The organism is Streptomyces sp. NPDC054770 (assembly GCF_053611985.1).
Window position 1 is genome coordinate 14,584 of sequence record NZ_JBSHBL010000020.1, and the last position, 25,720, is coordinate 40,303.

25 protein-coding genes are annotated in these 25,720 nt (G+C 72.0%); 14 read left to right on the forward strand and 11 right to left on the reverse strand.

What is annotated here, in order from left to right; translation table 11 throughout:
• Window positions 1–8: 8 nt before the first annotated feature.
• Genes cobM through cobC form a run of 6 tightly spaced genes read left to right on the forward strand, consistent with a single transcriptional unit; the run spans window position 9 to window position 6,380 of the window.
• A complete protein-coding gene (cobM, locus tag ACWGKQ_RS19425) occupies window positions 9–845 on the forward strand; it encodes a precorrin-4 C(11)-methyltransferase (RefSeq protein ID WP_453293153.1) in 837 nt (278 codons plus the stop codon).
• Complete coding sequence (gene cbiE / locus ACWGKQ_RS19430; protein WP_453293154.1) at window positions 842–2,074, forward strand: precorrin-6y C5,15-methyltransferase (decarboxylating) subunit CbiE; 1,233 nt, start codon at window positions 842–844, stop codon at window positions 2,072–2,074. Before cobM ends, cbiE begins: the two co-directional genes overlap by 4 nt.
• Window positions 2,071–3,774 carry a precorrin-3B C(17)-methyltransferase gene (cobJ, locus tag ACWGKQ_RS19435; protein WP_453293155.1) on the forward strand — a complete coding sequence of 568 codons (1,704 nt, stop codon included), beginning with the start codon at window positions 2,071–2,073 and terminating at the stop codon, window positions 3,772–3,774. Before cbiE ends, cobJ begins: the two co-directional genes overlap by 4 nt.
• Window positions 3,771–4,355, forward strand: coding sequence for a precorrin-8X methylmutase (locus tag ACWGKQ_RS19440; RefSeq protein WP_453293156.1), 585 nt, complete (start codon window positions 3,771–3,773; stop codon window positions 4,353–4,355). Before cobJ ends, ACWGKQ_RS19440 begins: the two co-directional genes overlap by 4 nt.
• On the forward strand, window positions 4,352–5,281 hold the full coding sequence (locus tag ACWGKQ_RS19445) for a sirohydrochlorin chelatase (protein WP_453293157.1): 930 nt from the start codon (window positions 4,352–4,354) through the stop codon (window positions 5,279–5,281). The genes ACWGKQ_RS19440 and ACWGKQ_RS19445 overlap by 4 nt, the downstream gene beginning before the upstream one ends.
• On the forward strand, window positions 5,271–6,380 hold the full coding sequence (gene cobC / locus ACWGKQ_RS19450) for an Rv2231c family pyridoxal phosphate-dependent protein CobC (RefSeq protein ID WP_453293158.1): 1,110 nt from the start codon (window positions 5,271–5,273) through the stop codon (window positions 6,378–6,380). Before ACWGKQ_RS19445 ends, cobC begins: the two co-directional genes overlap by 11 nt.
• Window positions 6,381–6,497: 117 nt before the next feature.
• On the opposite strand, the gene ACWGKQ_RS19455 is transcribed toward cobC, so the two are convergent.
• From ACWGKQ_RS19455 to ACWGKQ_RS19475, 5 genes are all read right to left on the reverse strand, one after another.
• Window positions 6,498–7,397, reverse strand: coding sequence for an SCO1860 family LAETG-anchored protein (locus ACWGKQ_RS19455; RefSeq protein ID WP_453293159.1), 900 nt, complete (start codon window positions 7,395–7,397; stop codon window positions 6,498–6,500).
• 142 nt (window positions 7,398–7,539) lie between these two features.
• Complete coding sequence (locus ACWGKQ_RS19460; RefSeq protein ID WP_453293160.1) at window positions 7,540–8,631, reverse strand: amidohydrolase family protein; 1,092 nt, start codon at window positions 8,629–8,631, stop codon at window positions 7,540–7,542.
• A 92-nt stretch (window positions 8,632–8,723) separates the two neighbouring features.
• Complete coding sequence (locus tag ACWGKQ_RS19465; RefSeq protein WP_453293161.1) at window positions 8,724–9,497, reverse strand: amino acid ABC transporter ATP-binding protein; 774 nt, start codon at window positions 9,495–9,497, stop codon at window positions 8,724–8,726.
• On the reverse strand, window positions 9,494–10,330 hold the full coding sequence (locus ACWGKQ_RS19470; RefSeq protein ID WP_453293162.1) for an amino acid ABC transporter permease: 837 nt from the start codon (window positions 10,328–10,330) through the stop codon (window positions 9,494–9,496). The genes ACWGKQ_RS19465 and ACWGKQ_RS19470 overlap by 4 nt, the downstream gene beginning before the upstream one ends.
• Window positions 10,327–11,181: a transporter substrate-binding domain-containing protein gene (locus tag ACWGKQ_RS19475; protein ID WP_453293163.1), complete on the reverse strand. Its 855-nt coding sequence runs from the start codon at window positions 11,179–11,181 to the stop codon at window positions 10,327–10,329. The genes ACWGKQ_RS19470 and ACWGKQ_RS19475 overlap by 4 nt, the downstream gene beginning before the upstream one ends.
• Before the next feature lie 218 nt (window positions 11,182–11,399).
• Here ACWGKQ_RS19475 and ACWGKQ_RS19480 point away from each other — a divergent pair, with 218 nt between their 5' ends.
• The 5 genes from ACWGKQ_RS19480 to thpD all read left to right on the forward strand — a co-directional run bounded on the left by ACWGKQ_RS19480 (window position 11,400) and on the right by thpD (window position 15,915).
• Window positions 11,400–12,500 (forward strand): pyridoxal-phosphate-dependent aminotransferase family protein, encoded by a 1,101-nt coding sequence (locus ACWGKQ_RS19480; protein WP_453293252.1) that lies wholly within the window; start codon window positions 11,400–11,402, stop codon window positions 12,498–12,500.
• A gap of 296 nt (window positions 12,501–12,796) precedes the next feature.
• Complete coding sequence (ectA, locus tag ACWGKQ_RS19485; RefSeq protein WP_453293164.1) at window positions 12,797–13,312, forward strand: diaminobutyrate acetyltransferase; 516 nt, start codon at window positions 12,797–12,799, stop codon at window positions 13,310–13,312.
• 11 nt (window positions 13,313–13,323) lie between these two features.
• Window positions 13,324–14,595: a diaminobutyrate--2-oxoglutarate transaminase gene (ectB, locus tag ACWGKQ_RS19490; protein WP_453293165.1), complete on the forward strand. Its 1,272-nt coding sequence runs from the start codon at window positions 13,324–13,326 to the stop codon at window positions 14,593–14,595.
• Window positions 14,596–14,626: 31 nt separating this feature from the next.
• Window positions 14,627–15,025: an ectoine synthase gene (locus ACWGKQ_RS19495; protein ID WP_293997165.1), complete on the forward strand. Its 399-nt coding sequence runs from the start codon at window positions 14,627–14,629 to the stop codon at window positions 15,023–15,025.
• A gap of 2 nt (window positions 15,026–15,027) precedes the next feature.
• Window positions 15,028–15,915, forward strand: a complete 888-nt coding sequence (gene thpD / locus ACWGKQ_RS19500) for an ectoine hydroxylase (protein ID WP_453293166.1) — start codon at window positions 15,028–15,030, stop codon at window positions 15,913–15,915.
• Between the two features lie 118 nt (window positions 15,916–16,033).
• Here the strand turns inward: thpD and ACWGKQ_RS19505 are convergent, their stop codons facing one another.
• The 4 genes from ACWGKQ_RS19505 to ACWGKQ_RS19520 form a co-directional block, all read right to left on the reverse strand.
• A complete protein-coding gene (locus ACWGKQ_RS19505; RefSeq protein ID WP_453293167.1) occupies window positions 16,034–17,095 on the reverse strand; it encodes an aminotransferase class V-fold PLP-dependent enzyme in 1,062 nt (353 codons plus the stop codon).
• Between the two features lie 121 nt (window positions 17,096–17,216).
• Window positions 17,217–17,933, reverse strand: coding sequence for a DsbA family oxidoreductase (locus tag ACWGKQ_RS19510; RefSeq protein ID WP_453293253.1), 717 nt, complete (start codon window positions 17,931–17,933; stop codon window positions 17,217–17,219).
• Between the two features lie 64 nt (window positions 17,934–17,997).
• Window positions 17,998–18,501, reverse strand: coding sequence for an N-acetyltransferase family protein (locus tag ACWGKQ_RS19515; protein ID WP_453293168.1), 504 nt, complete (start codon window positions 18,499–18,501; stop codon window positions 17,998–18,000).
• Window positions 18,498–19,475, reverse strand: coding sequence for a GlxA family transcriptional regulator (locus tag ACWGKQ_RS19520; protein ID WP_453293169.1), 978 nt, complete (start codon window positions 19,473–19,475; stop codon window positions 18,498–18,500). Before ACWGKQ_RS19520 ends, ACWGKQ_RS19515 begins: the two co-directional genes overlap by 4 nt.
• Window positions 19,476–19,545: 70 nt before the next feature.
• Here ACWGKQ_RS19520 and ACWGKQ_RS19525 point away from each other — a divergent pair, with 70 nt between their 5' ends.
• Window positions 19,546–20,937, forward strand: coding sequence for an MFS transporter (locus ACWGKQ_RS19525; RefSeq protein WP_453293170.1), 1,392 nt, complete (start codon window positions 19,546–19,548; stop codon window positions 20,935–20,937).
• Here the strand turns inward: ACWGKQ_RS19525 and ACWGKQ_RS19530 are convergent.
• Window positions 20,897–21,505 carry a DUF1349 domain-containing protein gene (locus ACWGKQ_RS19530; protein ID WP_388913837.1) on the reverse strand — a complete coding sequence of 203 codons (609 nt, stop codon included), beginning with the start codon at window positions 21,503–21,505 and terminating at the stop codon, window positions 20,897–20,899. The genes ACWGKQ_RS19525 and ACWGKQ_RS19530 overlap by 41 nt on opposite strands.
• A gap of 170 nt (window positions 21,506–21,675) precedes the next feature.
• The gene (locus tag ACWGKQ_RS19535; protein WP_453293171.1) at window positions 21,676–23,205 is read right to left on the reverse strand and encodes an aldehyde dehydrogenase (NADP(+)); all 1,530 of its coding nucleotides are present in this window, start codon (window positions 23,203–23,205) and stop codon (window positions 21,676–21,678) included.
• A gap of 145 nt (window positions 23,206–23,350) precedes the next feature.
• Here ACWGKQ_RS19535 and ACWGKQ_RS19540 point away from each other — a divergent pair, with 145 nt between their 5' ends.
• Window positions 23,351–24,124: an IclR family transcriptional regulator gene (locus tag ACWGKQ_RS19540; RefSeq protein WP_123978118.1), complete on the forward strand. Its 774-nt coding sequence runs from the start codon at window positions 23,351–23,353 to the stop codon at window positions 24,122–24,124.
• A gap of 92 nt (window positions 24,125–24,216) precedes the next feature.
• Window positions 24,217–25,674, forward strand: coding sequence for a penicillin-binding transpeptidase domain-containing protein (locus tag ACWGKQ_RS19545; RefSeq protein ID WP_453293172.1), 1,458 nt, complete (start codon window positions 24,217–24,219; stop codon window positions 25,672–25,674).
• Window positions 25,675–25,720 lie beyond the last annotated feature (46 nt).

Here is a 25,720-nt window from a genome sequence, read left to right on the forward strand (position 1 = left end):
GAATTTCCATGGCCGATGCCGCTGCCGCAGCCGGCGCTCCCGCCGGCAAGGTGACCTTCGTCGGTGCCGGCCCCGGCGCCGCCGATCTGCTGACGTTCCGGGCCGCGCGTGCGATCGCCGAGGCCGACGTCGTGATCTGGGCCGCGAGCCTGGTCCAGGCGGAGGTCCTCCAGCACGCGCGCGAGGACGCGGAGGTTCTCGACTCCGCGACGATGTCCCTCGAAGACGTCGTCGCCGTGTACGAGCGGGCCCGTACGGAGGGGCTGCGGGTGGCCCGGATCCACTCCGGGGATCCGGCCCTCTGGGGCGGTACCCAGGAGCAGGTCGACCGGTGCGCCGGGCTCGGCATCGAGGTCGAGATCGTGCCGGGCGTCTCCTCCTTCTCGGCCGTCGCCGCGATCGCCCAGCGCGAGCTGACCATTCCCGAGGTGGCGCAGTCCGTCGTGCTCACCCGGCTCGGCGGCGGCAAGACGCCGATGCCGCCGGGGGAGGAAGTGCGCGAGTTCGCGCGGCACGGGACGACCATGGCGATCTTCCTCTCGGCCGCGCGCAGCGGGCAGCTGGTGCGCGAGCTGCTGGAGGGCGGCTACCCGACCTCCACCCCGGTCGTCGTCGCCTATCAGGCGACCTGGCCGGAGGAGCTGGTCGTGCGGTGCACGATCGAGACGCTGGAGGAGACGGTCAAGGAGCACAAGCTCTGGAAGCACACCCTCTTCCTGGTCGGCCCGGCCCTGGCCGCCCACGGCACCCGCTCGCACCTCTACCACCCCGGCCACTTCCACGGCTTCCGCAAGGCCGACCCCGAGGCCCGGCGGGCGCTGCGCGAGCGGGGGGCCAGTACATGATCACGGTGGTCGGTACGGGGACGGGAGCGTCCCCGACGCCGGAGGCGCTCGCCGGCGCCGAGCTGGTCGTCGGCGGGCGGCGGCATCTGGATGCCGTACGGCTGCCGGAGGGGGCCGAGCGGGTCGTCCTCGGGCCGCTGGCGCCCGCCCTCGACACCATCGGGGAGTACATCGGCAAGGACCGGCCGGTGGCCGTGCTGGCCTCGGGGGATCCCGGGTTCTTCGGGATCGTGCGGGTGCTCGCGGAACGGTTCGGGTCGGAGCGGCTGGACGTACGCCCCGGGGTCTCCTCGGTCGCCGCGGCCTTCGCGCGGATCGGGCTGCCCTGGGACGACGCGGTGGTGGTGAGCGCGCACGGGCGGGAGCCGCGTACGGCGGTCAACGTGTGCCGGGCGCATCCGAAGGTGGCGGTGCTGACCGGGCCGGGAGCGGGTCCGGCGGAGCTGGCGGCGGCGGTGCCCGAGGACCGGGTCCTCGTCGTGGCGAGCGCGCTCGGCGACCCGGAGCGGGAGCGGGTGGAGCGGGTCACGCCCGCCGAGGCCGCCGCCCGCGACTGGGGAACCGACGTCAGCGTGGTGCTGTGCCTGGACGGGACACGTGCGCTCGGCGGTGTCCGGACGGTCGCCGGCGCACCGGCCGGTCCCGCCGGATGGGCCCTGGCCGAGAGCGAGTTCACGCACCGCGACTCGATGATCACCAAGTTCGAGGTGCGGGCGCTGGCCCTGGCCCGGCTCGGTCCCCGGCTCGGCGACCTGGTCTGGGACGTCGGCGCGGGGTCCGGGTCGGTGGCCGTGGAGTGCGCACGGCTCGGAGCCGCCGCGGTCGCCGTGGAGAAGACGGCGGACGGGGCGGCGCGGATCGCGGCCAACGCGCGGGCGCACGGCGTGTACGTGGATGTGGTGTGTGACATAGCACCGGATGCCCTGGCCGCACTCCCCGACCCCGACGCCGTGTTCATCGGCGGGGGCGGGGCCGAGCTCCCCGCCGTCGTCACCGCCTGCGCCCGCCGCGCCCGGCGGACGGTGGTGGTCGCGATGGCCGCCCTGGACCGGGTACCGGCGGCCCGCGCGGCGCTCACCGGCGCCGGGTTCTCCTGCGACGGGGTGCTGCTGCAGTCCTCCCGCCTCGCGCCGCTGCCGGGTGAGGTGACCCGGCTGGCCGCGACCAATCCCGTGTTCCTGCTCTGGGGGACGCGAACCCCCTTGTCCGAAGAAGGAGTTGCTCTGTGATCGGCCTGATTTCCGCCACCGCGGCGGGGGCGGCGGCGCGTGACCGGCTGGCCGCGGCGTGGCCGGACCGCACGCGGGTGTACGACGGTCCCGTCAAGGACGCGGTACGGTCCGCGTTCGCGGAGTGCGAGCAGCTGGTGTGTTTTCTGGCCACGGGTGCGGTGGTGCGGCTGATCGCCCCGCTGCTGGGCGAGAAGGCGACCGACCCGGGTGTGGTGTGCGTCGACGAGGGCGGCCGGTTCGCCGTGTCACTGGTCGGCGGCCACGGCGGCGGCGCCAACGAACTCGCGGTGGAGGTCGGCGAGTTGCTGGCCGCGCAGCCGGTGGTGACCACCGCGACCGACGCGGTCGGGCTGCCCGGACTCGACACCCTCGGCTTCCCGGTCGAGGGCTCGGTGGCCGCCGTGTCGCGGGCCCTGCTGGACGGCGAACCGGTGGCGCTGCACGCGGAGTTGATGTGGCCGCTGCCGCCGCTGCCGCTGGCGGAGAAGGGCGCCTTCTCCGCCCGGCTGACCGACCGCGCGGTCGAACCGGGCGAGAACGAGGTGCTGTTGCGGCCGCCGTCCCTGGTCGTCGGCATCGGTGCCTCCAAGGGCGCCCCCGTCGAGGAGGTGCTCGGCCTCATCGACACGGCCGTCCGGGACGCGGGGCTGTCGCCTCGCAGCATCACCGAACTCGCCACCGTGGACGCCAAGGCCGAGGAGCCCGGGATCGTCGCGGCGGCCGCACGGCTCGGGGTTCCGCTGGTGACGCACTCCGCCGAGGAACTGGCCAAGGTCCGGGTCCCCAACCCCTCGGACGCTCCGCTGGCCGCCGTCGGCACCCCCTCCGTCGCCGAGGCGGCGGCTCTCGTGGGGGGCGGCGAACTCCTCGTCCCCAAGCGGAAGTCGGAGCGGGCGGACGGCCGGCCCGCCATGGCCACCTGCGCCGTCGTACGACGCCCCGCGCGCGGCCGTCTCGCGGTCGTCGGGCTCGGCCCCGGTGCCCGGGACCTGCTCACCCCGCGCGCCAGGGCCGAACTCCGCCGTGCTTCCGTGCTCGTGGGCCTCGACCAGTACGTCGACCAGATCCGTGACCTGCTCCGGCCCGGCACCCGGATCCTGGAGTCGGGGCTCGGCGCCGAGGAGGCGCGGGCACGTACCGCGGTCGCCGAGGCGCGCGCCGGGCACGCCGTCGCGCTGATCGGCAGCGGGGACGCCGGCGTGTACGCGATGGCCTCCCCCGCGCTCGCCGAGGCCTCCGACGACATCGACGTGATCGGCGTGCCGGGCGTCACCGCGGCACTCGCGGCCGGGGCGATCCTGGGCGCGCCGCTCGGCCACGACCATGTCTCGATCAGCCTGTCCGACCTGCACACGCCGTGGGAGGTCATCGAGCGCCGGGTGCGCGCGGCGGCCGCGGCGGACATCGTCGTGACGTTCTACAACCCGCGCTCCCGGGGCCGCGACTGGCAGCTGCCCAAGGCGCTCGCGATCCTCGCCGAGCACCGCGAGCCGACGACGCCCGTCGGTGTCGTACGCAACGCCTCGCGCCCCGACGAGTCGAGCCGGCTGACCACCCTCGGCGCACTGGACCCGGCGTGGGTCGACATGATGACGGTCGTGACCGTGGGCAACACCGCGACCCGGAACATCGCCGGACGCATGGTCACCCCGCGCGGCTACCGCTGGCAGGAGAGCGCTCCGGAGGAGGGCAAGTGAACCGCGTCGTCCATCCCATCGAGCAGGAGTCCTACCGGCGGCTGCGCGCCCGCCTGGACACCTCGCACTTCCCGCCGCTGACCCGGGCGGTGGTGGAGCGGGTCGTCCACTCCGCCGCCGACCTGGAGTACGCGACCGACCTGGTGACCGACGAGGGCGACCTGGCGAAGGCGCACGCCGCGCTGCACGCCGGGGCGCCGGTCGTCGTGGACGTCGAGATGGTCGCCGCCGGGATCACCCGCCGGGCGACCGTGTGCCGCCTGAAGGACGCCGAGGCCGGGCCGGGCCTGACCCGTTCGGCGCACGCGATCCGGCTCGCCTACGAGCAGGTCGGGCCCGGCGCCCTGTGGGTGATCGGCAACGCGCCGACCGCCCTGGAGGAGCTGCTCACCCTGGACGCCTCCCCCGCGCTCGTCATCGGCCTGCCCGTCGGCTTCGTCGGTGCCGTCGAGTCCAAGGCCGCGTTGCGCGAGAGCGGGCTGCCCGCCGTCAGCAACGTGTCCGAGAAGGGCGGCTCGGCGGTCGCCGCCGCCGCGCTCAACGCCCTGCTGTACCACCCCACTTCCGAGGAGACGCTGTGACCACCCCGCCCGCCCTGCTCATCGCCGGCCACGGCACCCGGGACGACGCCGGGGCCGAGGCGTTCCGCGACTTCGTCCGGGAGCTGGGCCGCCGCCACCCCGAACTGCCCGTCGCGGGCGGCTTCATCGAGCTGTCCCCGCCGCCGCTCGGCGACGCCGTCGCCGAGCTGGTGGAGCAGGGCGTGCGGCGGTTCGCCGCGGTACCGCTGATGCTGGTCTCCGCCGGGCACGCCAAGGGCGACATCCCGGCCGCGCTGGCCCGGGAGAAGGAGCGGCACCCGGGGATCTCGTACACCTACGGCCGTCCGCTCGGTCCGCACCCTTCCCTGCTGTCGGTGCTCGAACGGCGCCTGGACGACGCGCTGGGCGGTTCCTCGCGGGCCGCGCAGGACCGCGCCGACGTGACGGTGCTGCTGGTGGGCCGCGGTTCGACGGACCCGGACGCCAACGCCGAGGTGCACAAGGCGGCCCGGCTGCTGTGGGAGGGCCGCGGGTACGCCGGTGTGGAGACGGCGTTCGTGTCGCTGGCGGCGCCGGACGTGCCGAGCGGGCTCGACCGGTGTCTGAAACTGGGGGCGCGCCGGATCGTCGTCCTGCCGTACTTTCTCTTCACCGGGATCCTGCCGGACCGGGTGCGGCAGCAGACCGAGGGCTGGGCGGCCGCGCACCCGGAGGTCGAGGTGCGTTCGGCGGACGTCATCGGGCCCGAGCCGGAACTGCTCGACCTGGTGATGGAGCGGTACCGGGAGGCGGTCGAGGGTGATCTGCGGATGAACTGCGACTCGTGCGTGTACCGGATCGCGCTGCCCGGCTTCGAGGACAAGGTCGGGCTGCCGCAGCAGCCGCACTTCCACCCGGACGACGACGGACACCACCCTCACGGACACGGACACCACCACCATGGCGGACACGCGCATGCGCACTGAGGACGGTTCCGACGGCCCCGGAGACGACAGATCCCCGGGCGGCGGAGGCGGGCACGATCTGCGGCACCACGGTGACGCCGAGGTCCGGGACGGCGGTCCGGCGCTCGTCGACCTCGCGGTCAACGTGCGCACCGGCACTCCCCCGGTCTGGCTGCGGGAGCGGATAGCCGAGTCGCTGGGCGGGCTGGCGGCCTACCCGGACGGACGGGCGGCGCGGGCGGCGGTCGCGGCACGGCACGGGCTGCCGGTGGAACGGGTACTGCTGACGGCGGGCGCCGCGGAGGCGTTCGTCCTGCTGGCGCGGGCGCTGAAGGTGCGCCGGCCGGTGGTGGTGCACCCGCAGTTCACCGAGCCGGAGGCGGCGCTGCGGGACGCCGGGCACACCGTGGACCGGGTGCTGCTGCGGGAGGCGGACGGGTTCCGGCTGGATCCGGCGGACGTCCCGGAGGACGCCGACCTGGTGGTGATCGGCAATCCGACCAACCCGACGTCGGTTCTGCATCCGGCGGCGGCGATCGCCCGGCTCGCCCGTCCCGGGCGGACCCTGGTCGTCGACGAGGCGTTCATGGACGCGGTGCCGGGTGAGCGGGAGGCGCTGGCCGGGCGGACCGATGTGCCGGGTCTGGTGGTGCTGCGGAGTCTCACGAAGACGTGGGGGCTGGCCGGGCTGCGGATCGGCTACGTGCTGGCCGCGCCGGAGATCGTCGCCGAGTTGGCGCGGGCGCAGCCGTTGTGGCCGGTGTCCACGCCGGCGCTGGCGGCGGCCGAGGCGTGTGTGGCGCCGCGCGCGCTGGCGGAGGCGGCGCATGCGGCGCACCGGGTCGCCGCGGACCGGGCCCATCTGGTGGCGGGTCTTGAGGAGTTCGCGCCGGAGGGGGTACGGGTGGCGGGGCCGGCGGAGGGGCCGTTCGTGCTGGTCCGGATGGCGGGGGCGGCGGCCGTGCGGCGGCAGCTGCGGGTGCTGGGGTACGCCGTGCGGCGGGGGGACACGTTTCCGGGGCTGGACGAGGAGTGGGTGCGGATCGCGGTGCGGGACCGGGTGACGGTGAACCGGTTCTTGCAGGCGCTGGATCAGGCGTTGATGTTGATACGGGCGTGAGGGGAGGGGCCGGGGAACTGTGGGCCGTGGGCGAGTGCGGGTCTCGTCGTGGCTGGTCGCGCCCGCGCGGCGGTAGCCGCAGATCGACTACCGCCCCGCGCCCCTGAAAGCAGAGCGTCAGCGTCGGCGTCGGGCCACAGCGACCGCTCCTCCGCCTGCCGCCACCAGCGCCAGCGCTCCTCCCACCGCATACGGCGTCATCGAACTCCCACCCGTCTCCGCCAGCTTCGTCTCCTTCGCCGGGGCGCCCTGGACCTTCACGTCGGACACCGGGTCGGCCGGGTCGGCTGCGGGATCCGGCGGTGTCTCGCAGGTCACCTTCGCCAGGGTCACCGTGCCTTCCACGTCGGCCACGTTGAGCTTCAGCGGGTTGACGGAGACCTTGAGTTCGAGGGCGCTGGCCGCCGCCGAGGTCGATGTCGTCTCGCGCCTGGACAGGTCGAGGCGGACCTCGCCGACGCCGGGGACCTTGACGTCGGTGGGGCCGCCCGCGCTCAGCGTCACGCGCTTGCCGAGCACGGTGACGGCGCCGGCCACGTCGGCGTCGGCCTCCGGCGGCCTGCCGGTCTCGCAGGTGGCCTCGGAGGTGACCGTGTCGAGTTCGACGAGGGACAGCAGGGGCAGGCCCGGCAGGTGCAGCCGGGCGTGGGCGAGGTGAACGGAGGCCTCGGCGCGGCTGTCGGTGACCGTCGCCTTCGCCGCGGCGACGTCCGCGCCGAGGACGTTGAACGGCTTGCCGCCGTCCACTCCGTCGAGCGTGGCGGTCAGCGCGGTCCGGTCGGAGCTCTGCGGTGCCCGGACCTCGTTCAGGGTGACCGCGAGCGGGACGTCCACGGTCTTGTCGAGGAGGGAGACATGCAGGCCGGTGCGGAGGACGACGGCGCTCGCGCGACCGTGGTCGGTGGTCGCGTGTGCGGTGCCCGCGCCGGCCAGGACCGCAGGACCGGCGGCCAGGGCGGTGGCCGTCGCGAAGGTCGCGAGACGGCATGCGGGCATGCGGAATGTGTCGCTGTTCAAGGTGGTGGGACCCCCAGAGGAAACTTGCTCGGGACCCGCCAAGAATTACGCACTGTGGGTGAACGGGCGGCGATCCTGCGTTACTTCACCCAATAGTGGACTTTCCGTGAATCTATTCGAGTCGGCAGGCACAGAAGTTCCCTTACTCCACGATCTGCCCGTTCAGCACCACTCTCCGGGGGGACGCGAGGACGCGTACGTCGGCGCGCGGGTCGCTCTCGTACACCACCAGGTCCGCGGGTGCGCCCTCCTCCAGGCCGGGCCTGCCGAGCCAGGCGCGGGCCGCCCAGCTGGTCGCCGCGAGCGCGTCGAGGGGCGGGATCCCGGCGGTGACCAGTTCGGCGACCTCGTCCGCGACCAGGCCGTGGGCGAGGGAGCCGCCGGCGTCGGTGCCGACGTAGACCGGGATGCCGGCGTCGTAGGCGCTGCGGACGGTGTCGTAGCGGCGCTCGTGGAGCCGGCGCATATGGGCCGACCAGCGCGGGAACTTGGTGTCGCCGCCCGCCGCGAGCTGCGGGAAGGTGGCGATGTTGACGAGGGTCGGGACGATCGCGACGCCGCGGGCGGCGAAGAGGGGGATCAGGTCCTCCGTCAGTCCCGTGGCGTGCTCGATGCAGTCGATGCCGGCCTCGACCAGGTCCTGGAGCGAGTTCTCGGCGAAGCAGTGCGCGGTGACCCGGGCGCCGAGCCGGTGCGCCTCCGCGATGGCCGCCTCGACCGCGTCGCGGGGCCAGCTGGGGGCCAGGTCGCCGAGGTCGCGGTCGATCCAGTCGCCGACCAGCTTGACCCAGCCGTCGCCGCGCCGGGCCTCCTGGGCGACGTACGCGACCAGGTCGGCCGGCTCGATCTCGTGGGCGAAGTTCCTTATGTAGCGGCGGGTGCGGGCGATGTGCCGGCCGGCCCGGATGATCTTCGGGAGGTCGTCGCGGTCGTCGACCCAGCGGGTGTCGGAGGGCGAGCCGGCGTCCCGGATGAGGAGGGTGCCGGCCTCGCGGTCGGTGCGGGCCTGCTTCTCGGCGGTCGCCGCGTCGACCGGGCCCTGCGGGCCGAGGCCGACATGGCAGTGGGCGTCGACCAGGCCCGGGAGGGCCCAGCCCTCGACGGTCGTGATGTCACGGGCGTGGGCCGGACGGTCGTAGGAGACACGGCCGTCCACGATCCACAGTTCGTCGCGGACTACGTCAGGTCCCACAAGGACCCGGCCCTTCACGTGCAGCACCGCTTGATCGCTCATGCCACGCACGATAGTTCGTCGGGTGCGGGTTTCGATGTGGCTGGTCGCGCAGTTCCCCGCGCCCCTTTGGGGCGCGTCCCAGCGGGCGCCTCCTATGGAGTACCGTCCTCCTCCACCTGGGCCATGGCCGGGTCCAGGAGCCGGGAGAGGAAGTGGCGGGTCCGTTCGTGCGTCGGGTTGCCGATCACCTGGTCCGGTGTGCCGTCCTCGACGACGACTCCCCCGTCCATGAAGACCACCCGGTCGGCGACCTCGCGGGCGAAGGTCATCTCGTGGGTGACCACCATCATGGTCATGCCCTCCTGCGCCAGCATCCGCATCACCGCCAGGACGTCCCCGACCAGTTCCGGGTCGAGGGCCGACGTCGGCTCGTCGAAGAGCATCACCTCGGGGCCCATGGACAGCGAGCGGGCGATCGCCACCCGCTGCTGCTGGCCGCCGGAGAGGGCGGCGGGGTAGGCGTCCGCCTTCTCCGACAGGCCCACGCGGGAGAGGTTCTCGGCGGCCACCCGCGCGGCCTGCGCCTTGTCCCGCCGGAGTACCCGGCGCTGCGGCAGGGTGAGGTTCTCGGTGACCGTGAGGTGCGGGAACAGGTTGAACTGCTGGAAGACCATGCCGATCCGGCGGCGCACGGCGTCGATGTCGACGTCCGGGTCCGTCAACTCGGTGCCGCCGACGAACACCTGCCCCTGGGTGGGTTCCTCAAGGAGGTTGACGCAGCGCAGCAACGTCGACTTGCCGGAGCCGGACGGGCCGATGACGCAGACGACCTCGCCCTGGCCGATCTCCAGGTCGATGCCGCGCAGCACCTCGTTGTCGCCGAAGGACTTGTGCAGGCCCTTCACCTCGATCTCGGGTCGGCTCATTTGACGGCCTTCCGGGCCTTCGCCTCCATGCGGCGGACGAGGAAGCCGAGCGGGATCGTGACCAGCAGGTAGCACAGGCCGGCGACGAGGATCGGCGTGGAGTTGGCGGTCGTACTGGCCAGGTCGCGGCCGTACTTGGACAGTTCGCGCTCCTCCAGGGTGACGCCGAGGAAGAGGACCAGGGAGGAGTCCTTGAAGAGCAGGACCAGTTCGTTGGTCAGCGGCGGGAGGATGATGCGGAACGCCTGCGGGATGATGATCGAGACCATCGCGCGGGCGGGTGAGAAGCCCAGTGAACGGGCCGCCTCCAGCTGCCCCTTGGGGACCGCCTGGATGCCCGCGCGGATCGTCTCGGCCATGTAGGCGGCGGCGACCAGGCCGAGCGCGAGGGCCACCTTGCCGTAGGTGCCGCCGACGATCTCCGTGCCGGGGAAGGCGAGCGGGACGGCGACCCCGATGAAGATGAAGATCAGCAGGGCCGGCAGGCCGCGGAAGATCTCGATGTAGATCCCGGCCAGCCAGCGGTACGGGCCGACCGACGACAGCCGCATCAGCGCGATCACCATGCCGAGGGCCAGTCCGACGACGAACCCGGACAGGGTGTAGAGCACGGTGTTCTTCAGCGCCAGCGTGATGACGTCCGGGAACATCTGCCTGGCGATGTCCCACTGGGCGAACTGGTTCTGCAGCCGTCCCCAGTCCGCGCCGACGGCGAAGGCGACCACGGCGGCCACGAAGACGACGTACTGCGCGCCGCGCGACAGCCGGCGCTTCTGCGTCCTGGTCAGGCCTTTCCTGCGAGGCCGGAGTCCGGTGTCCGTGCCGACGGTCATGAGGCGGCGGGGGACGCGGCCGAGGCGTCGTAGGGACCGATCCACTTCTCGTACAGCTTCTTGTACGTGCCGTCGGCCTTGGCGTCGGCGATCGCCTTGTTGACGGCGGCGAGGAGCTTGGTGTTGCCCTTCTTCACCGTGAAGCCGTACTGCTCACCGGTGTTGATGTTGCCGGCGACCTGGAAGGCGTTCGCGTTGGCCTTGTCCTTGAGCCAGCCCTGGACCACCGGGTAGTCGATGACGACGGCCTTGACCTGGCCGGTGCGCAGGCCGTTGAGGACGGCGTCGGAGGACTCGAAGGAGACCGGGTCGAAGCCCTGCTTCCTGACGTAGTCCTCGCCGGTGGTCTGCGCCTGGGCGCCCAGCTGGACCTTCTTGGCCTTGGCGTCGGCGAGCGAGGTGATGCCGCTGTTCTTGCCGACGAGGAGTGCCTGGGTGGCGTCGAAGTACGGGGCGGAGAAGTCGACGTTCTTCTTGCGCTCGGCGGTGATGGTCATGCCGGCCGCGGCCAGGTCGCACTCGCCGGAGTTGAGGAAGGCGCCGGTCTTGAAGTTCTCGAACGGCGTGTCGAGGATCTGCTGCTTCACGCCGAGGTTCTTGGCGACCAGGTCGATCATCGACACGTCGAAGCCCTGCACCTTGCCGTCGACCTCCGACTGGAACGGCGGGTAGGGCAGGTGGGTGCAGGTGGTGAGCTGCCCGGCCTTGACGAGGACGACGCCGCCGGCGGCCGTCCTGGAGGCGCTGGAGCCGTTGCCGCTCGACGTGCAGCCGGCCACGAGGGCCAGCCCGGCCGCGGCGGTGACGGCGGCCAGGGTGCGAGCCCGGCGGCGCCCGAGGAGCGTGGTCACGAGACCTCCCGTGGGTCTGTGGGGACTCCCCGCGAAGCTGTGAGGGAGCTTTGGATTCCGGTTGTGCGGGTTCCGATTATAAGGAGATGTTTGGGTTCCTCAAATCAATCCGATGGCCGAGCGGCCGTCCGGCCTAAGAAGTCGCCGGTCGGAGGGGTGAGTGGGTGCCGGTTACGCTCGTCTTGATCCACCTGTCCGTGACTGAGGAGAGCACCGCCGTGACCCACCCCTTCCTCGATCTGCCCCCGCTGACCGCCGCCCGCTTCGCCGCGATCGAGGACCGGGTGGCCCGGCTCCTCGACACCCGCCAGGACGTCGTGATCATGCAGGGCGAGGCGCTGCTGCCGCTGGAGGGCGCGATCAGGGCGGCGGCCGGGCCGGGGACGACCGCGCTGAACGTGATCACCGGCCCGTACGGGCAGACCTTCGGGAACTGGCTGCGGGACTGCGGTGCGACGGCGATCGATCTCGCCGTGCCGTTCCACACGGCGGTGACGGCCGGGCAGATCCGGGAGGCGTTCACCGCCCACCCGGAGATCGACTTCGTCTCGCTGGTGCACGCGGAGGCGGCGACCGGCAACACCAACCCGGTCGCGGAGATCGGCGAGGCGGTACGGGCCCACGGCGCCCTCTTCTACCTGGACGCGGTCGCCTCGGTGGGGGCCGAGCCGGTGCTGCCGGACGCGTGGGGCGTGGACCTGTGCGTGATCGGGGCCCAGAAGGCGATGGGCGGTCCGGCCGGGGTCTCGGCGGTCTCGGTGAGCGCGCGGGCCTGGGCCCGGATGGCGGCGAACCCGCACGCCCCGCGCCGCTCCTACCTGTCCTTGCTGGACTGGAAGGAGCGCTGGGTCGACGGCGGCCGCAAGGTGCTGCTGCACGCGCCGGCGCAGCTGGAGATGCTGGCGCTGGAGGCCTGTGTGGAGCGGATCGAGGCGGACGGCCTGGAGACCGTGATGGCCCGGCACCGCGCCGCGGCGCTGGCCACCCGGGCCGGTGCGGTGGCACTGGGCGGCGGCCTGGAGCCGTACGTGTACGCGGAGTCCGACGCGGCGCCGGTCGCCACGACACTGCGGGTGCCGGCGGGCGTGGTGGCGTCGGAGCTGGTCGCCGAGGCCCTGGCGGGCGACGGCACCCTGCCGCTGGCGGCGGGCGGGGGCGCGCTGGCGAAGGAGATGATCCGGGTCAACCACTACGGGGTGGACGCGACGGCCGACGCCGTCCGCTCCAGCCTCGCGGCACTCGGCGCGGGACTGGCGAAAAAGGGTCTGCCGGTGGACCTGGCGGGAGCCCGGCGGGCGGTGGATTCCGCCTGGCGGTAGCCGGCCGGCTCCGCCGGCGTCCTGCGGGAACGCATCGACGGAGTTATCAGAACCTGAATTCAGGGCAATTTTGAATTCCCTTTCGACCGATGGCTTACCCGAGTTCTTCTGCCCGCTTTTTGCGGAGCTAAACGGGGGGAATTTCGTCCAGGTTTCAGCCCTGTGACGCACTCCACATAACCAGGCCAATTGTCCGCTTTGGGGTAGGAAATATAGGGACATAAGTGCACGGCGGGTTGAGTCGGCAGCTCCCCCCGCCGTGCATTTTTCTATTTGCCTCGCTAAATTCGGTCCGCATGACTGCCCCACAAGCAGACCTGATCGTCGACCGCCCGCTGGTGACCGACGGTGCCGCTCTCTGGCGTATCGCCAAGGATTCCGGAAGCCTCGATCTGAACTCCTCGTACAGCTATCTGCTGTGGTGCCGGGATTTCGCCGGCACCTCGGCGGTGGCGCGCGGCGCGGACGGCGAGCCCGTCGGGTTCGTGACCGGATACATCCGGCCGGACCGGCCGGACACGCTGCTCGTCTGGCAGGTGGCCGTGGACGCCGCGGAGCGCGGTCGCGGCATCGCCGCGCGACTGCTGGACGGGCTCACGGCACAGGTGGCCGCCGACCGGCCGCTCACCGCCGTCGAGACCACCATCACGCCCGGCAACACCGCCTCCGAGCACCTGTTCACCTCGTACGCCGCCCGGCACGGTGCCACCGTCGAGCGCTCGGTGCTGTTCGAGGCCGGCGAGTTCCCCGACGGTCCGCACGACCCCGAAGTCCTGTACCGCATCGGCCCCTTGACCCCCACATCGCACTGAGGAGCCCCGCCGTGACCATCATCCAGCCCGACCTGAGTGTCTTCGAGACCCTGGAGTCCGAGGTCCGCAGCTACTGCCGCGGCTGGCCGACCGTGTTCGACCGGGCGCGGGGCAGCCGCATGTACGACGAGGACGGCCATGAGTACCTGGACTTCTTCGCCGGCGCCGGATCACTCAACTACGGCCACAACAACCCCGTACTGAAACGGGCGCTGCTCGACTATCTGGAGCGTGACGGGGTCACCCACGGCCTCGACATGTCGACGGTGGCCAAGCGGTCGTTCCTCCAGGCCTTCCAGGACCTGGTGCTGCGGCCGCGCGAGCTGCCGTACAAGGTCATGTTCCCGGGGCCGACGGGGACGAACGCCGTCGAGTCGGCTCTCAAGCTCGCCCGGAAGGTGAAGGGGCGCGAGGCGATCGTGTCCTTCACCAACGCCTTCCACGGGATGTCCCTCGGGTCCCTCGCGGTCACCGGTAACGCCTTCAAGCGGGCCGGGGCCGGGATCCCGCTGGTGCACGGGACGCCCATGCCCTTCGACAACTACTTCGACGGCACCGTGCCGGACTTCCTCTGGTTCGAGCGACTCCTTGAGGACCAGGGGTCGGGGCTCAACAAGCCGGCCGCGGTGATCGTGGAGACCGTGCAGGGCGAGGGCGGCATCAACGTCGCCCGGGCCGAGTGGCTGCGCGCCCTCAAGGCGCTCTGCGAGCGGCAGGACATGCTGCTGATCGTGGACGACATCCAGATGGGCTGCGGACGCACCGGGGCCTTCTTCTCCTTCGAGGAGTCGGGGATCGTCCCGGACATCGTCACCGTGTCCAAGTCCATCAGCGGATACGGGCTGCCGATGTCGCTCTGCCTGTTCCGGCCCGAGCTGGACGTCTGGGAGCCGGGCGAGCACAACGGCACCTTCCGCGGCAACAACCCCGCCTTCGTCACCGCGACCGCCGCCCTGGAGACCTACTGGACCGACGGCCCGGCGATGGAGAAGCAGACCCGGACCAAGGGCGAGCAGGTCGAGCAGGGGCTCATCGCGATCGTCGAGGAGAACCTCGCCGACGTGCGGGAGTACCGGGGGCGGGGCCTGGTGTGGGGCATGGAGTTCCACGAGAAGGAGCGGGCCGGGCGGATCGCCAAACGCGCCTTCGAACTGGGGCTGCTCATCGAGACGTCGGGGCCGGAGAGCGAGGTCGTCAAGCTGCTGCCCGCCCTGACCGTCACCCCGGACGAACTGGACGAGGGGCTCAGCATCCTCGCCCGGGCCGTCCGCGAAACCGTCTGACCGGATCGAAACAAGGAGGCTGTACACCACCGTGATCGTCCGTTCGTTCAAGGAGATCGAAGGTACCGACCGGCATGTGAAGTCCGCGTCCGGGACCTGGGAGAGCAAACGCATCGTCCTCGCGAAGGAGCGGGTCGGCTTCTCGCTGCACGAGACGATCCTGTACGCGGGCACGGAGACGTCGATGTGGTACGCCAACCACATCGAGGCCGTCGTCTGCGTCGAGGGCGAGGCCGAGCTGACCGACCACGAGACCGGGACGTCGTACACGATCACGCCCGGCACCATGTACCTCCTCGACGGGCACGAGCGGCACTCGCTGCGCGTCAAGGAGGACTTCCGCTGCGTCTGCGTGTTCAACCCGCCGGTCACCGGCCGGGAGGACCACGACGAGAACGGCGTCTACCCGCTGCTGACGGAGGAGGGCTGACCATGACCACGATCACCGACCTGTACCCGAGCCGGGGGCCCGTCGAGGTCACCGTCCCCCGCAAGGACCCGGTCGTCTGGTCGGCGCCCGGTGCGGCCGGGCCGATCGCCACGGACCGGCTGGAGGCGTTCGAGCGCGACGGCTTCCTCGCCATCGAGCAGCTCATCGCGGACGACGAAGTCGCCGTGTACCGGCGGGAGCTGGAGCGGCTGATCACCGACCCGGCGATCCGGGCCGACGAACGCTCCATCGTGGAGCCGAAGTCCAAGGAGATCCGGTCCGTCTTCGAAGTGCACCGGATCAGCGAGGTGTTCGCGAACCTGGTGCGCGACGAGCGGGTGGTCGGCCGGGCCCGGCAGATCCTCGGCTCGGACGTGTACGTCCACCAGTCCCGGATCAACGTCAAGCCCGGGTTCGGGGCCGGCGGCTTCTACTGGCACTCGGACTTCGAGACCTGGCACGCCGAGGACGGCCTGCCGAACATGCGCACGGTGTCCGTCTCGATCGCCCTGACCGAGAACTACGACACCAACGGCGGCCTGATGATCATGCCGGGCTCGCACCGGACGTTCCTGGGCTGCGCCGGCGCCACGCCCGAGGACAACTACAAGAAGTCGCTGCAGATGCAGGACGCGGGCACGCCCTCCGACGAGGCACTGACCGAGCTGGCCTCGCGCTACGGCATCAAGCTGTTCACCGGCCGGGCGGGGTCGGCGACCTGGTTCGACTGCAACTGCATGCACGGCTCCGGCGACAACATCACGCCGTTCCCGCGCAGCAACGTGTTCATCGTGTTCAACAGCGTGGAGAACACGGCGGTGGAACCGTTCGCCGCCCCGGTGCGCCGGCCTGAGTTCATCGGGGCCCGGGACTTCACGCCGATCCGCTGATCGTCCCCTTTCCTCTCACAGGGACCCCTCCCAGGGAACCCCTCCCAGGGACCCCCCTCTCAGGGGCCGCCACGTCCGCCGTGGCGGCCCCTGAGCCGTGTCACAGCGCCGGGCCGGGTCAGCCCGCGAGGGCGTCGAGCAGGCGGTCCACGTCGGCGGGCGTGTTGAAGAGGTGGAAGGCCGCGCGCAGGTTGCCCGAGCGGTTGGAGACCTCGATACCGGCCCGGCTCAGCCCGGGCTGCCGGCCGCCGAGCCCGGGGACCGAGACGATCGCCGAGCCGGGGGCGGGCAACGCCTCGTGCCCGAGGGCCGCGAGCCCGGCGCGGAACCGGTCGGCGAGGCCCACGTCGTGGGCGTGCACGGCGGCCACGCCGAGCTCCTCGATCAGGTCGAGCGAGCGGCGCAGGCCGGCGAACGTGAACAGGGCGTGGGTGAGGTCGAACCGCCTGGCGGAGTGGGCGAGTTCGGCGACCGGGCCGTAGCAGCTGTCCCACGGCTCCTCGCCCGCGACCCAGCCCGCGAGGATCGGGGTCAGCCCGCCGAAGTCCTCGGGAACCACCAGGAAGGCCGCGCCGTGCGGGCCGAGCAGCCACTTGAAGGAGACGGACGCGGTGAAGTCGTACGCGTCGGCGTCCATCGGCAGCCAGCCGGCGGCCTGGGAGAAGTCGACGTAGGTGCGGGCCCCGTGCGCGCGGGCGGCCTCGCGCAGCGCGGGCAGGTCCGCGATCCGGCCGTCCGCCGACTGGGCCGCGCTGACCGCGACGAGGGCGGTTTCCGGGCGGACGGACTCGGCGATGCGCTCCAGCGGCACCGCGCGGACCTTGAGGTCGCCGCGGACGTGGAAGGGGTTCAGTACGGAGGTGAAGTCGTCCTCGGCGGTGAGCACTTCGGCGCCGGCCGGCAGCGAGGCGGCGATCACGCCGGAGTGCGCGGCGACCGAGGCGCCCGCCGCGACCCGGGTCGCCGGGACGCCGGCGAGCCGGGCATAGGCGGCCCGGCACGCCTCCACGTCCTCGTACAGCGAGGTCAGGGGCCGCCCCTCGGACCGCAGCAGCGCCGCCTCGTGCAGGGCGGCCACGGTACGGGCGGGCAGCAGGCCGTTGCTGGCGGTGTTGAGGTAGGTGCTCTTCGGGGTGAACTCGGCGCGGACGAGGCTCTCGAACGTCTCCGTGGTCTCCATGCGTCCACTCTGCGGCCCGCTGAACACCCCGTCCATTGCGGATTTCTACGTGGTTCCGCCAAGCGACGCTTATACGACGGCCCCGACCTGGACTTTCGCAGTGTCTGCCGCAGCCGCTGTCTCAGTGCTGGGGCACCGCACACCCGTCCGGCCCGCAGGCCTCGGCGCCGCCCTCGTCGATGAGCTTCAGCGGGGAGCGGGCGCCCCAGGCCTGGCTGAGCGCCTGTGTGAACACCTCGGCGGGCTGGGCGCCCGAGACCCCGTACTTCCGGTCGAGGACGAAGAACGGCACCCCGTTCGCACCGAGCTCGGCGGCCTCGCGCTCGTCGGCGCGGACCTCGTCGGCGTAGCGGGACGGGTCGGCGAGCACCTCGCGCACGGCCGCCGCGTCCAGCCCGGCCTCCACGGCCAGCTCGACGAGCCGCTCGGCGCCCTCGCCGAACAGGGACCGCTCCTCGGCGAAGTTCGCCCGGTACAGGATCTGGATCAGCTCGTCCTGGCGGCCGTGTTCCTTGGCGAGGTGCAGCAGCCGGTGCAGGTCGAAGGTGTTGCCGTGGTCACGGCCCCGGGTGCGGTACGCCAGGCCCTCGGCGGCGGCCTGCGCGCCCAGGTTGTCCTCGCCGGCCTGGGCCTGCGCCTCGCTCATGCCGTACTTCCTGGTGAGCATGGCGAGCACCGGCTGGACGTCGTCCTTGGCGCGGCCGGGGTCCAGCTCGAAGGAGCGGTGCACGACCTCGACGTCGTCGCGGTGCGGGAAGGCGGCGAGCGCCTTCTCGAAACGCGCTTTTCCGACATAGCACCAGGGGCAAGCGATATCGGACCAGATCTCGACGCGCATGTTGTCGGCTCTCCAGGTAGTCATAAGAGGACTTGCAACTACCTGAACCTTCAAACAGCCCGCGTCATTCCCCGTCCACCGCGTACCTCAGGTACACGTGGTGATCGCCTTCGGCCGGCGGGTTCTCCGGGTCCGGCACCCAGCCCTGGCGGGCGTAGAAGGCCTGGGCGCGCAGGTTGTCGACGTGCACGTCCAGCACCGCGGTCCGCCTGCCCTCGGCCCGCCACTGCTCCAGGCAGGCGGCGTGCAGGGCGGTGCCGACACCGGCCCGCCAGCGGTCGGGGTCGACATGGAACTGGAACAGCTTGACCGTTTCGGCACCGGTGCCCTCCGGGGTGCGGAAGGAGGCGACCCCGATGACCGCGCCCGCCTCCACCACGCACAGCACCTGCCCGTCGGGCCGTTCGACGGCTCCGCGCCAGGCGGCCGTCCAGTCGGTGCCGTCTTCCGGGAGCCCGTCCGGGTAGTACGTCGACCGGGCCCGGTGGTGCAGCGCGGCGATCGTCTCCGCCTCGGCGGACAGGGCCGTACGGATCACGCGGGGGCCCTTCACACTGTCATCGATCATGCAACGGAGGACGTGGCCCCGGCCGCGTCGGTTCCGTGCCGGCTGAACTGGGCCCGGTAGGCGCTCGGGGTGAGCCCGGTACGGCGGACCAGATGGGCGCGGAGCGAGTCGGCGGTGCCGAGGCCGCAGGCGGCGGCCACCTGGTCCATGGGGAGCGTGCTGGTCTCCAGCAGCTCCCTGGCCCGTTCCACGCGCTGGTGCAGCAGCCACTGCAGCGGACTGACCCCGCTCTCGGCGTGGAAGCGGCGGGTGAGGGTGCGCACCGAGACCCCGGCGTGCCGGGCCAGGTCGGTGAGGGTGAGCGGCTTGTCGAGGTTGCGCATGGCCCAGCCGCGGGTGTCGGCGCAGGCGGTGCCGCGCTCGGGCGGCAGCGGGGTGTGGGTGAACTGGGTCTGCCCGCCCGGCCGCACCGGGGCGACCAGGGCGAGGCGGGCGACCTCGTTGGCGACGGCGGCGCCGTAGTCGGTGCGGACGAGGTGCAGGCACAGGTCGATGCCGGCGGCGTAGCCGGAGGAGGTGAGGAACGGGCCGTCCTGGGCGTAGAGGACGTCGCCCTGGACCTCGACGTCGGGGTGCCGGCGGCGCAGTTCGTCGGCGTGCTTCCAGTAGGTGGTCGCCCTGCGGCCCTTGAGCAGTCCGGCCTCGGCGAGGGAGAAGGCGCCGGTGCAGATGGAGGCGATGCGCGCCCCCGCCTCGGCGGCCTCGCGCAGCGCCGCCAGCACCCGGGGGTCCGGCGAGTAGAGCTTGCCGGTGCCGGCCACGATCACGGTGTCCGCCTCCCGCAGCACCTCGAGCCCGTGCGGGACGTGCAGGTCCAGGCCGCCCGTGGTGGGCACCGGGCCGGGGTCGGGCGCGCAGATCACCACCTCGTAGCCGGGCCGCCCGTCGACCTCCGCCTTGTCGAACAGCATTTCCGGAATGGCGAGGTTGAACATCGACACGGGTGGGGACGCGACAACCGCGACTCGCAGCATGGCCAGAACCTCCGGACACCTGGCATTCGGGCCACTACTGTACGCCGCGCCCGATCAGCAGCATGGAGCCATGCCGACCGACCAGACCCGACGGGCCACCCGCATCGACACCGAAGAGAGCGAGTTGAACAAGGGACAGAGCCGCGCCCCCGCCCTCACCCTGACCGCCGCCCTGCTGGGCTTCGCGCTCATCACCCTCGACGCGTCCGTGGTGAACGTGGCCCTGCCCGCGATCGGCTCGGCGCTCGGCGGCGGCCTGTCCGGACTCCAGTGGACGGTGGACGCCTACACGCTGGCCTTCGCCGCCCTGATGCTCTCCACCGGCGCCTTCGCGGACCGGGCCGGGGCGAGCCGGGCGTACGGCCTCGGCATCGCCGTCTTCACCCTCGCCTCGGCGGCCTGCGGCCTGGCGCCGACCCTCCCGGCTCTGATCGGGGCGCGCGTGGTGCAGGGCGCCGCGGCGGCCGTCGTGCTCCCGGCCTCGCTCTCCCTGGTCCGGCACGCGTACCCGGATCCCGTGCAGCGCACGAAGGCGGTCGCGCTGTGGGGAGCCGGCGGCTCGGTCGCGCTGGCGCTGGGCCCGGTGGCGGGCGGCGCGCTGACCGCGGCCTGGGACTGGCGCGGCATCTTCTTCATCAACCTGCCGCTCGGGGCGGTCGCGCTGCTCCTGCTGGTGCGCGCCCCGCGCTCGGAGCGCCGTCCGGCCCCACTGGACCTTCCCGGCCAGTTCACCGCCGTCGTCGCCCTCACCGCCCTCACCTTCGCGGTCATCGAGGGCGGTACGACGGGACTCGTGGCCTTCGCCCTGGCGCTGGCGGCGGCCGGCCTGTTCGTCCGCGTCGAGCGGCGGCAGGCGCACCCGGTCGTCCCGCTGGAGCTGTTCCGGGACGGGGCGGTACGGGTGTCCGTGGCGGCCGGGGTGGCGTGCAGCGTGGCCTTCTTCGGCGTGGTGTTCGTCTTCTCGCTCTTCTTCCAGCAGGTCCAGGGCCGTTCGGCGCTGTACACCGGGCTGCTCTTCCTGCCGATGTCCGCGCTGATCGGAGTGACCAACGTGGTCTCCGGAAAGCTGGCCGGCCGCCACGGCCCGCGGCTGCCGATGCTGATCGGCCAGGCGCTGGCCGCGGCCGGCCTGCTGGGCCTGCTGTCCGTCGGCTCCGGCACGTCCGCCCTCGTGGTGGCCGTCCTGCTGGTCCCGATGGCGCTCGGCTGCGCGCTGACCGTGCCGCCGCTGACCGTCATGATGATGGAGGCCGTACCGGCAGAGCGGGCGGGCCTGGCGGCCGGGGTGCTCAACGCGGCCCGGCAGGTGGCCGGCGGACTCGGGATCGCGGTGTTCGGCGCCCTGGTCGGCCACGGCTTCGCCGCCGGGATGCGGGCGAGTCTGACGCTGGCCGCGGCCCTGTTCGCCGTGACCTTCGCGCTCAGCTTCCGTCGCGCAGGTCGGCCGGCCAGTCGGGCCTGAACTCGATGTGGTCGTACGTCACCACGCAGCCCTCCCCCATCGGCGACTGGGTCATGAAGCCGACCAGGGCGCCCTCCGTCTCCTTCTCGCCGCCCAGGGTGAACAGCCGCACGAAGACCCACTTCTTGCCGTCCCGGGAGGCGTGGAAGGCCAGCGCCCGCCCGGTCCTGCTGATCCGCAGCCAGACCGAACTCCCCTCCACCGTGAAGGAGTTGGCATCGTCGGAGTGCCCCCGGGTGACCACGGTGCAGACGGTGGGCACGTCCGGGGAGTTCTCCAGGCAGAGCTTGGCCCAGGCCCGGTCGCCGACGTGGACGTACAGCACCCCGGCGTCGAATGCGGCGCCGAACCCGACGGTGACCCGGGCGATCAGCTGGAAGTCCCCTTCGGGCGCCCCGAGCAGCCGGGGCGCGTCCGAGGCGGGATCCAGCGCCTCCCCGGTGGGCGAGACGAACCGGTCCTGCCGGGCCCCGGCCCACCCGGTGAGCACCCCGTCCTCATAGAACCAGTGCCCGTCGGGCCCGTAGGTACGGAGCGGGAAAGGAAGTTCGGGAAGTTCGACGTCCATGGTCGGATTGTGTCAGCAGAACCATGTGACATGGTCACGGGAAGCCAACTTGGAGGCGCGAGACCGTGCCTGGAAACCAGGGCAAGCCCAGCCGACCCAGGGGCGCGGGGAACTGCGCGACCAGCCACATCGAACCGGCACTCCGCGACGTACCCCACACCCCTCCGGTGCTACCGCTCCAAAACCCCGTTGAACCTCCGAGGAAGCCCCAGCGGATTCCCGTCCTTCAACTCCGCCGGCAGCAACGCCTCCGGCACCCCCTGATAAGCCACTGGCCGCAGCCACCGCTCAATGGCCGTACCGCCCACGGAAGTCGACGTCGACGTGGTGGCCGGGTAGGGCCCGCCATGATGCTGGGCCGGGGCCACAGCGACCCCCGTCGGCCACCCATCGACGAGCACGCGCCCGGCCAACGGCGTCAGCTCCGCGAGGATCTCCGCCCCCAGCCCCTCCCCCGCGGCCTCCTCGGCGGACACGTGAACCGTCGCCGTGAGGTTCCCCGGCAGCCGCGACAGCACCGCCGTCGCCTCCCCCCGGTCCTCGTAGCGGACCACGACGGTCACCGGCCCGAAGCACTCCTCCAGGAGCAGGTCGTACGCCCCGGCCTCGGCCAGCCGACTCGCCGGCACCGTGAGGAACCCTGCGCTCACGGTGTGCTCGCCGCCCGCCCCCGGCGTCACCGGGCTCTCCACGTCGGGGAGTCCGGCCCGCTCGGCGACCCCGGCGACGAAGTTGTCCCGCATCCGGTGGTCGAGCAGCACGCCCGCGTCGGTGTTGCTGACCGCGTCCGTGAGGGACTTGACCAGGCCGTCACCGGCGGCGCCGCCCGGCACCAGCACCAGGCCCGGCTTCACGCAGAACTGCCCGACGCCCAGGGTCATCGACCCGGCGAGCCCGGTGCCGATCTCCTCGCCGCGCTCGGTGGCGGCGGCCTCCGTGACGAGGACCGGGTTCAGGGAGCCCAGCTCGCCGTGGAAGGGGATCGGCACCGGACGCGCGGCGGCCGCGTCGAACAGCGCCCGCCCGCCCCGTACCGATCCGGTGAAGCCTGCGGCGGCGACCAGCGGATGCCTGATCAGCTCGATGCCGGCCTCGAAGCCGTGCACGAGACCGACGACGGCCTCCGGGATGCCGTGCTCGGCGGCGGCCCGGCGCAGCACCTTCGCCACCAGCTCGGACAGGGCCGGGTGGTCGGGGTGCGCCTTGACGACGACCGGGTTGCCGGCGGCCAGCGCGCTCGCGGTGTCGCCGCCGGCGACGGAGAAGGCGAAGGGGAAGTTGGAGGCCGAGTAGACGGCGACGACACCCAGCGGGACCTTGTAGCGGCGCAGGTCGGGAACGGGCGGGGTGGCGGTGGCGTCGGGGTGGTTGATGATGACGTCGAGGAAGGCGCCCTCGTCGACGATGCCGGCGAAGGCCCGCAGCTGGTAGGCGGTGCGGGCGAGTTCCCCGGTCAGCCGGACGGGGCCGAGCGCGGTCTCGGCGTCGGCGGCCTCGACCAGCTGGTCCTTGGCCGCGTCGAGTCCGGCGGCGGCGGAGCGCAGGAAGGCGGCGCGGACCGTACGGTCGGCGAGCGAGCCCCGGGCGGCGTGCGCGGCCGTGACGACGGCGTCGACCTCCTCGGCTGTGGCTTCCACCGCAACCTGTTCACGCTGCTTCCCGGTGCGCGGGTCGACACTCCAGACTGGTGCTGCTGCCACCGCGGGTCCCTCCATGGTTGCGTTCTGCCGCAGTATCCGGGTCATTCACCAGGGATGTTCGATATGCTGAACGCTGTCTCTGATGATGAATATGCTGTTGGAGACTATAACCACGGTTTCTCGTCCAACGAAGGGGTCAAGGGCGATGTCGGCAGGCGAGACAGGCGGCGGGGCACAGGTCAAGTCCGCGGTACGGACCGTTGAGTTGCTCGAATACTTCGCAGGCCGGCCCGGCATGCACTCCCTCGCGGCCGTCCAGGAGGCCGTCGGATATCCCAAGTCCAGCCTCTACATGTTGCTGCGCACCCTGGTGGAGCTGGGCTGGGTGGAGACGGACGCGACCGGCACCCGGTACGGCATCGGGGTGCGGGCCCTGCTCGTCGGCACGTCGTACATCGACGGCGACGAGGTGGTGGCGGCCGCCCGCCCGACCCTGGACCGGCTCTCCGACGACACCACGGAGACCATCCACCTCGCGCGCCTCGACGGCACGAACGTGGTCTACCTGGCCACCCGCCAGTCCCAGCACTACCTGCGCCCCTTCACCCGGGTGGGCCGCCGCCTGCCCGCGCACTCCACCTCGCTCGGCAAGGCGCTGCTCGCCACCCACACCGACGAGCAGGTCCGCAAGTTGCTGCCGGAGACGCTGCCCGCGCTGACCGAGCACACCATCACCGACCGCGAGAAGCTCATCGAGGAGCTCCACCAGATCCGCGAGCAGGGCTTCGCGATCGACCGCGAGGAGAACACGCTCGGGCTGCGCTGCTTCGGCGTGGCGATCCCGTACCGCACCCCGGCCCGCGACGCGATCAGCTGCTCGGTCCCGGTGGCCCGCCTCACCCCCGCCCACGAACAGATGATCAAGGACGCCCTGTTCGACGCACGGGACCGCCTGACGCTGGCGACGCGCAGGCTCTGACCCGGCGGGGCCCGCGGGCCCGCATGAGCGGACGATGAAAAATCCGCCGGCAGGGAACGCACACCCCGCCTTCGCTCGTCTGTCTGAGCGGGATGAACAAGACGATCAGGCGGGCGTCCGTCTTCACACTGCTGCTCGTGCTCGCCCTGCTGCTCAGGGCGACATGGGTGCAGTTCTACGACGGTCAGGCCCTCGCGGACAACACGAACAACCGGCGCAACGTCATCGAGACGTACTCACAGCCGCTCGGGAACATCATCGTGGCCGGTGAGTCGATCACCGGCTCCACGCAGACCCTGAGCAACAGCGACCTCAAGTACAAGCGCACGTACACGAACGGCAAGCTGTACGCGGCGGTGACGGGCTATGCCTCGCAGAGCTATGCCCCGACCCTGCTGGAGGGCGTCTACCAGGACCTCCTCAACGGCACCGACAACCGGCTGAAGACGGTCATGGACACGGTCACCGGGGAGCGCGCCGAACCGGGCGACGTGATCACCACGATCGACCCGGACGTCCAGAAGGCGGCGTACGACGCGCTCGGCGACAAGAAGGGCGCGGCGGTCGCGATCGACCCGAAGACCGGGAAGATCCTGGCGGTCGTGTCGACCCCGTCGTACGACCCCTCCTCGCTCACCGACGCCAACACCGCCGGTACGGCCTGGAAGAAGCTCAACGCCGACTCGGACAAGCCGCTCACCGACCGGGCGCTGCGCCAGCCGCTGCCGCCGGGCTCGACGTTCAAGCTGGTGGTCGCGGCGGCGGCTCTGGAGGACGGCCTCTACGCGAACGTCGACGACAAGACCACCAGCCCCAACCCGTACACCCTGCCGGGCACGACGACCCCCCTGAAGAACGAGAGCGCCTCGGCGCCCTGCGAGAACGCCTCGATCCGCACCGCCCTGGAGTACTCCTGCAACAACGTCTTCGGGAAGATGGCCGTCGACCTGGGCCAGGACAAGGTCCGGGCGATGGCGGAGAAGTTCGGCTTCAACGACGACAAGCAGGACGTGCCGGTGCGGGCCTACACCAGCGTCTACCCCTCCGGCATGGACAAGGCCCAGACCGGCCTCTCCGGCATCGGCCAGTTCGACGTCACGGCGACCCCGCTCCAGTTGGCCATGGTGTCGGCCGCCATAGCCAACGGCGGCAAGCTGGTCTCCCCGCACATGGTCTCGCAGATCACCGACAGCGGTGGTGACACGCTGAAGAACTACGACGACGAGGCGAGCAGCGAGCAGATCGTCAGCTCCTCGACCGCGGAGCAGTTGCAGTCCGCGATGCAGACGGTGGTCGAGCAGGGCACGGGCACGAACGCGAAGATCGGCGGCGTGACGGTGGGCGGCAAGACGGGCACGGCCCAGCACGGCGAGAACAACAGCCAGACGCCGTACGCCTGGTTCACGTCGTACGGCAAGTCGGACAGCACCGGGAAAGAGGTCGCCGTCGCGGTCCTGGTCGAACAGTCGGACGCGGCGAGGTCGGAAGTGAGCGGCAACGGTCTCGCGGCACCGGTGGCGAAGGCGATGATGGAGGCGGCGCTCAAATGACCGCCCCGAGCTGAAGCGCCCCGTAAGGGGCGCGGGGAACTGCGCG

Bases quoted from the DNA above. Each gene is read 5' to 3' on its own strand.
- ACWGKQ_RS19510 (WP_453293253.1), bottom strand. From the start codon at position 17,933: ATGCGCGTCGAGATCTGGTCCGATATCGCTTGCCCCTGGTGCTATGTC.
- cobM (WP_453293153.1), top strand. From the start codon at position 9: ATGGCCGATGCCGCTGCCGCAGCCGGCGCTCCCGCCGGCAAGGTGACC.
- ACWGKQ_RS19530 (WP_388913837.1), bottom strand. From the start codon at position 21,505: ATGGACGTCGAACTTCCCGAACTTCCTTTCCCGCTCCGTACCTACGGG.
- ACWGKQ_RS19540 (WP_123978118.1), top strand. From the start codon at position 23,351: ATGTCGGCAGGCGAGACAGGCGGCGGGGCACAGGTCAAGTCCGCGGTA.
- ACWGKQ_RS19460 (WP_453293160.1), bottom strand. From the start codon at position 8,631: ATGAGCGATCAAGCGGTGCTGCACGTGAAGGGCCGGGTCCTTGTGGGA.
- ACWGKQ_RS19505 (WP_453293167.1), bottom strand. From the start codon at position 17,095: ATGGAGACCACGGAGACGTTCGAGAGCCTCGTCCGCGCCGAGTTCACC.
- cbiE (WP_453293154.1), top strand. From the start codon at position 842: ATGATCACGGTGGTCGGTACGGGGACGGGAGCGTCCCCGACGCCGGAG.
- ectA (WP_453293164.1), top strand. From the start codon at position 12,797: ATGACTGCCCCACAAGCAGACCTGATCGTCGACCGCCCGCTGGTGACC.
- ACWGKQ_RS19465 (WP_453293161.1), bottom strand. From the start codon at position 9,497: ATGAGCCGACCCGAGATCGAGGTGAAGGGCCTGCACAAGTCCTTCGGC.
- ACWGKQ_RS19545 (WP_453293172.1), top strand. From the start codon at position 24,217: ATGAACAAGACGATCAGGCGGGCGTCCGTCTTCACACTGCTGCTCGTG.
- ACWGKQ_RS19470 (WP_453293162.1), bottom strand. From the start codon at position 10,330: ATGACCGTCGGCACGGACACCGGACTCCGGCCTCGCAGGAAAGGCCTG.
- cobC (WP_453293158.1), top strand. From the start codon at position 5,271: ATGCGCACTGAGGACGGTTCCGACGGCCCCGGAGACGACAGATCCCCG.
- ACWGKQ_RS19525 (WP_453293170.1), top strand. From the start codon at position 19,546: ATGCCGACCGACCAGACCCGACGGGCCACCCGCATCGACACCGAAGAG.
- thpD (WP_453293166.1), top strand. From the start codon at position 15,028: ATGACCACGATCACCGACCTGTACCCGAGCCGGGGGCCCGTCGAGGTC.
- ACWGKQ_RS19520 (WP_453293169.1), bottom strand. From the start codon at position 19,475: ATGCTGCGAGTCGCGGTTGTCGCGTCCCCACCCGTGTCGATGTTCAAC.
- ACWGKQ_RS19515 (WP_453293168.1), bottom strand. From the start codon at position 18,501: ATGATCGATGACAGTGTGAAGGGCCCCCGCGTGATCCGTACGGCCCTG.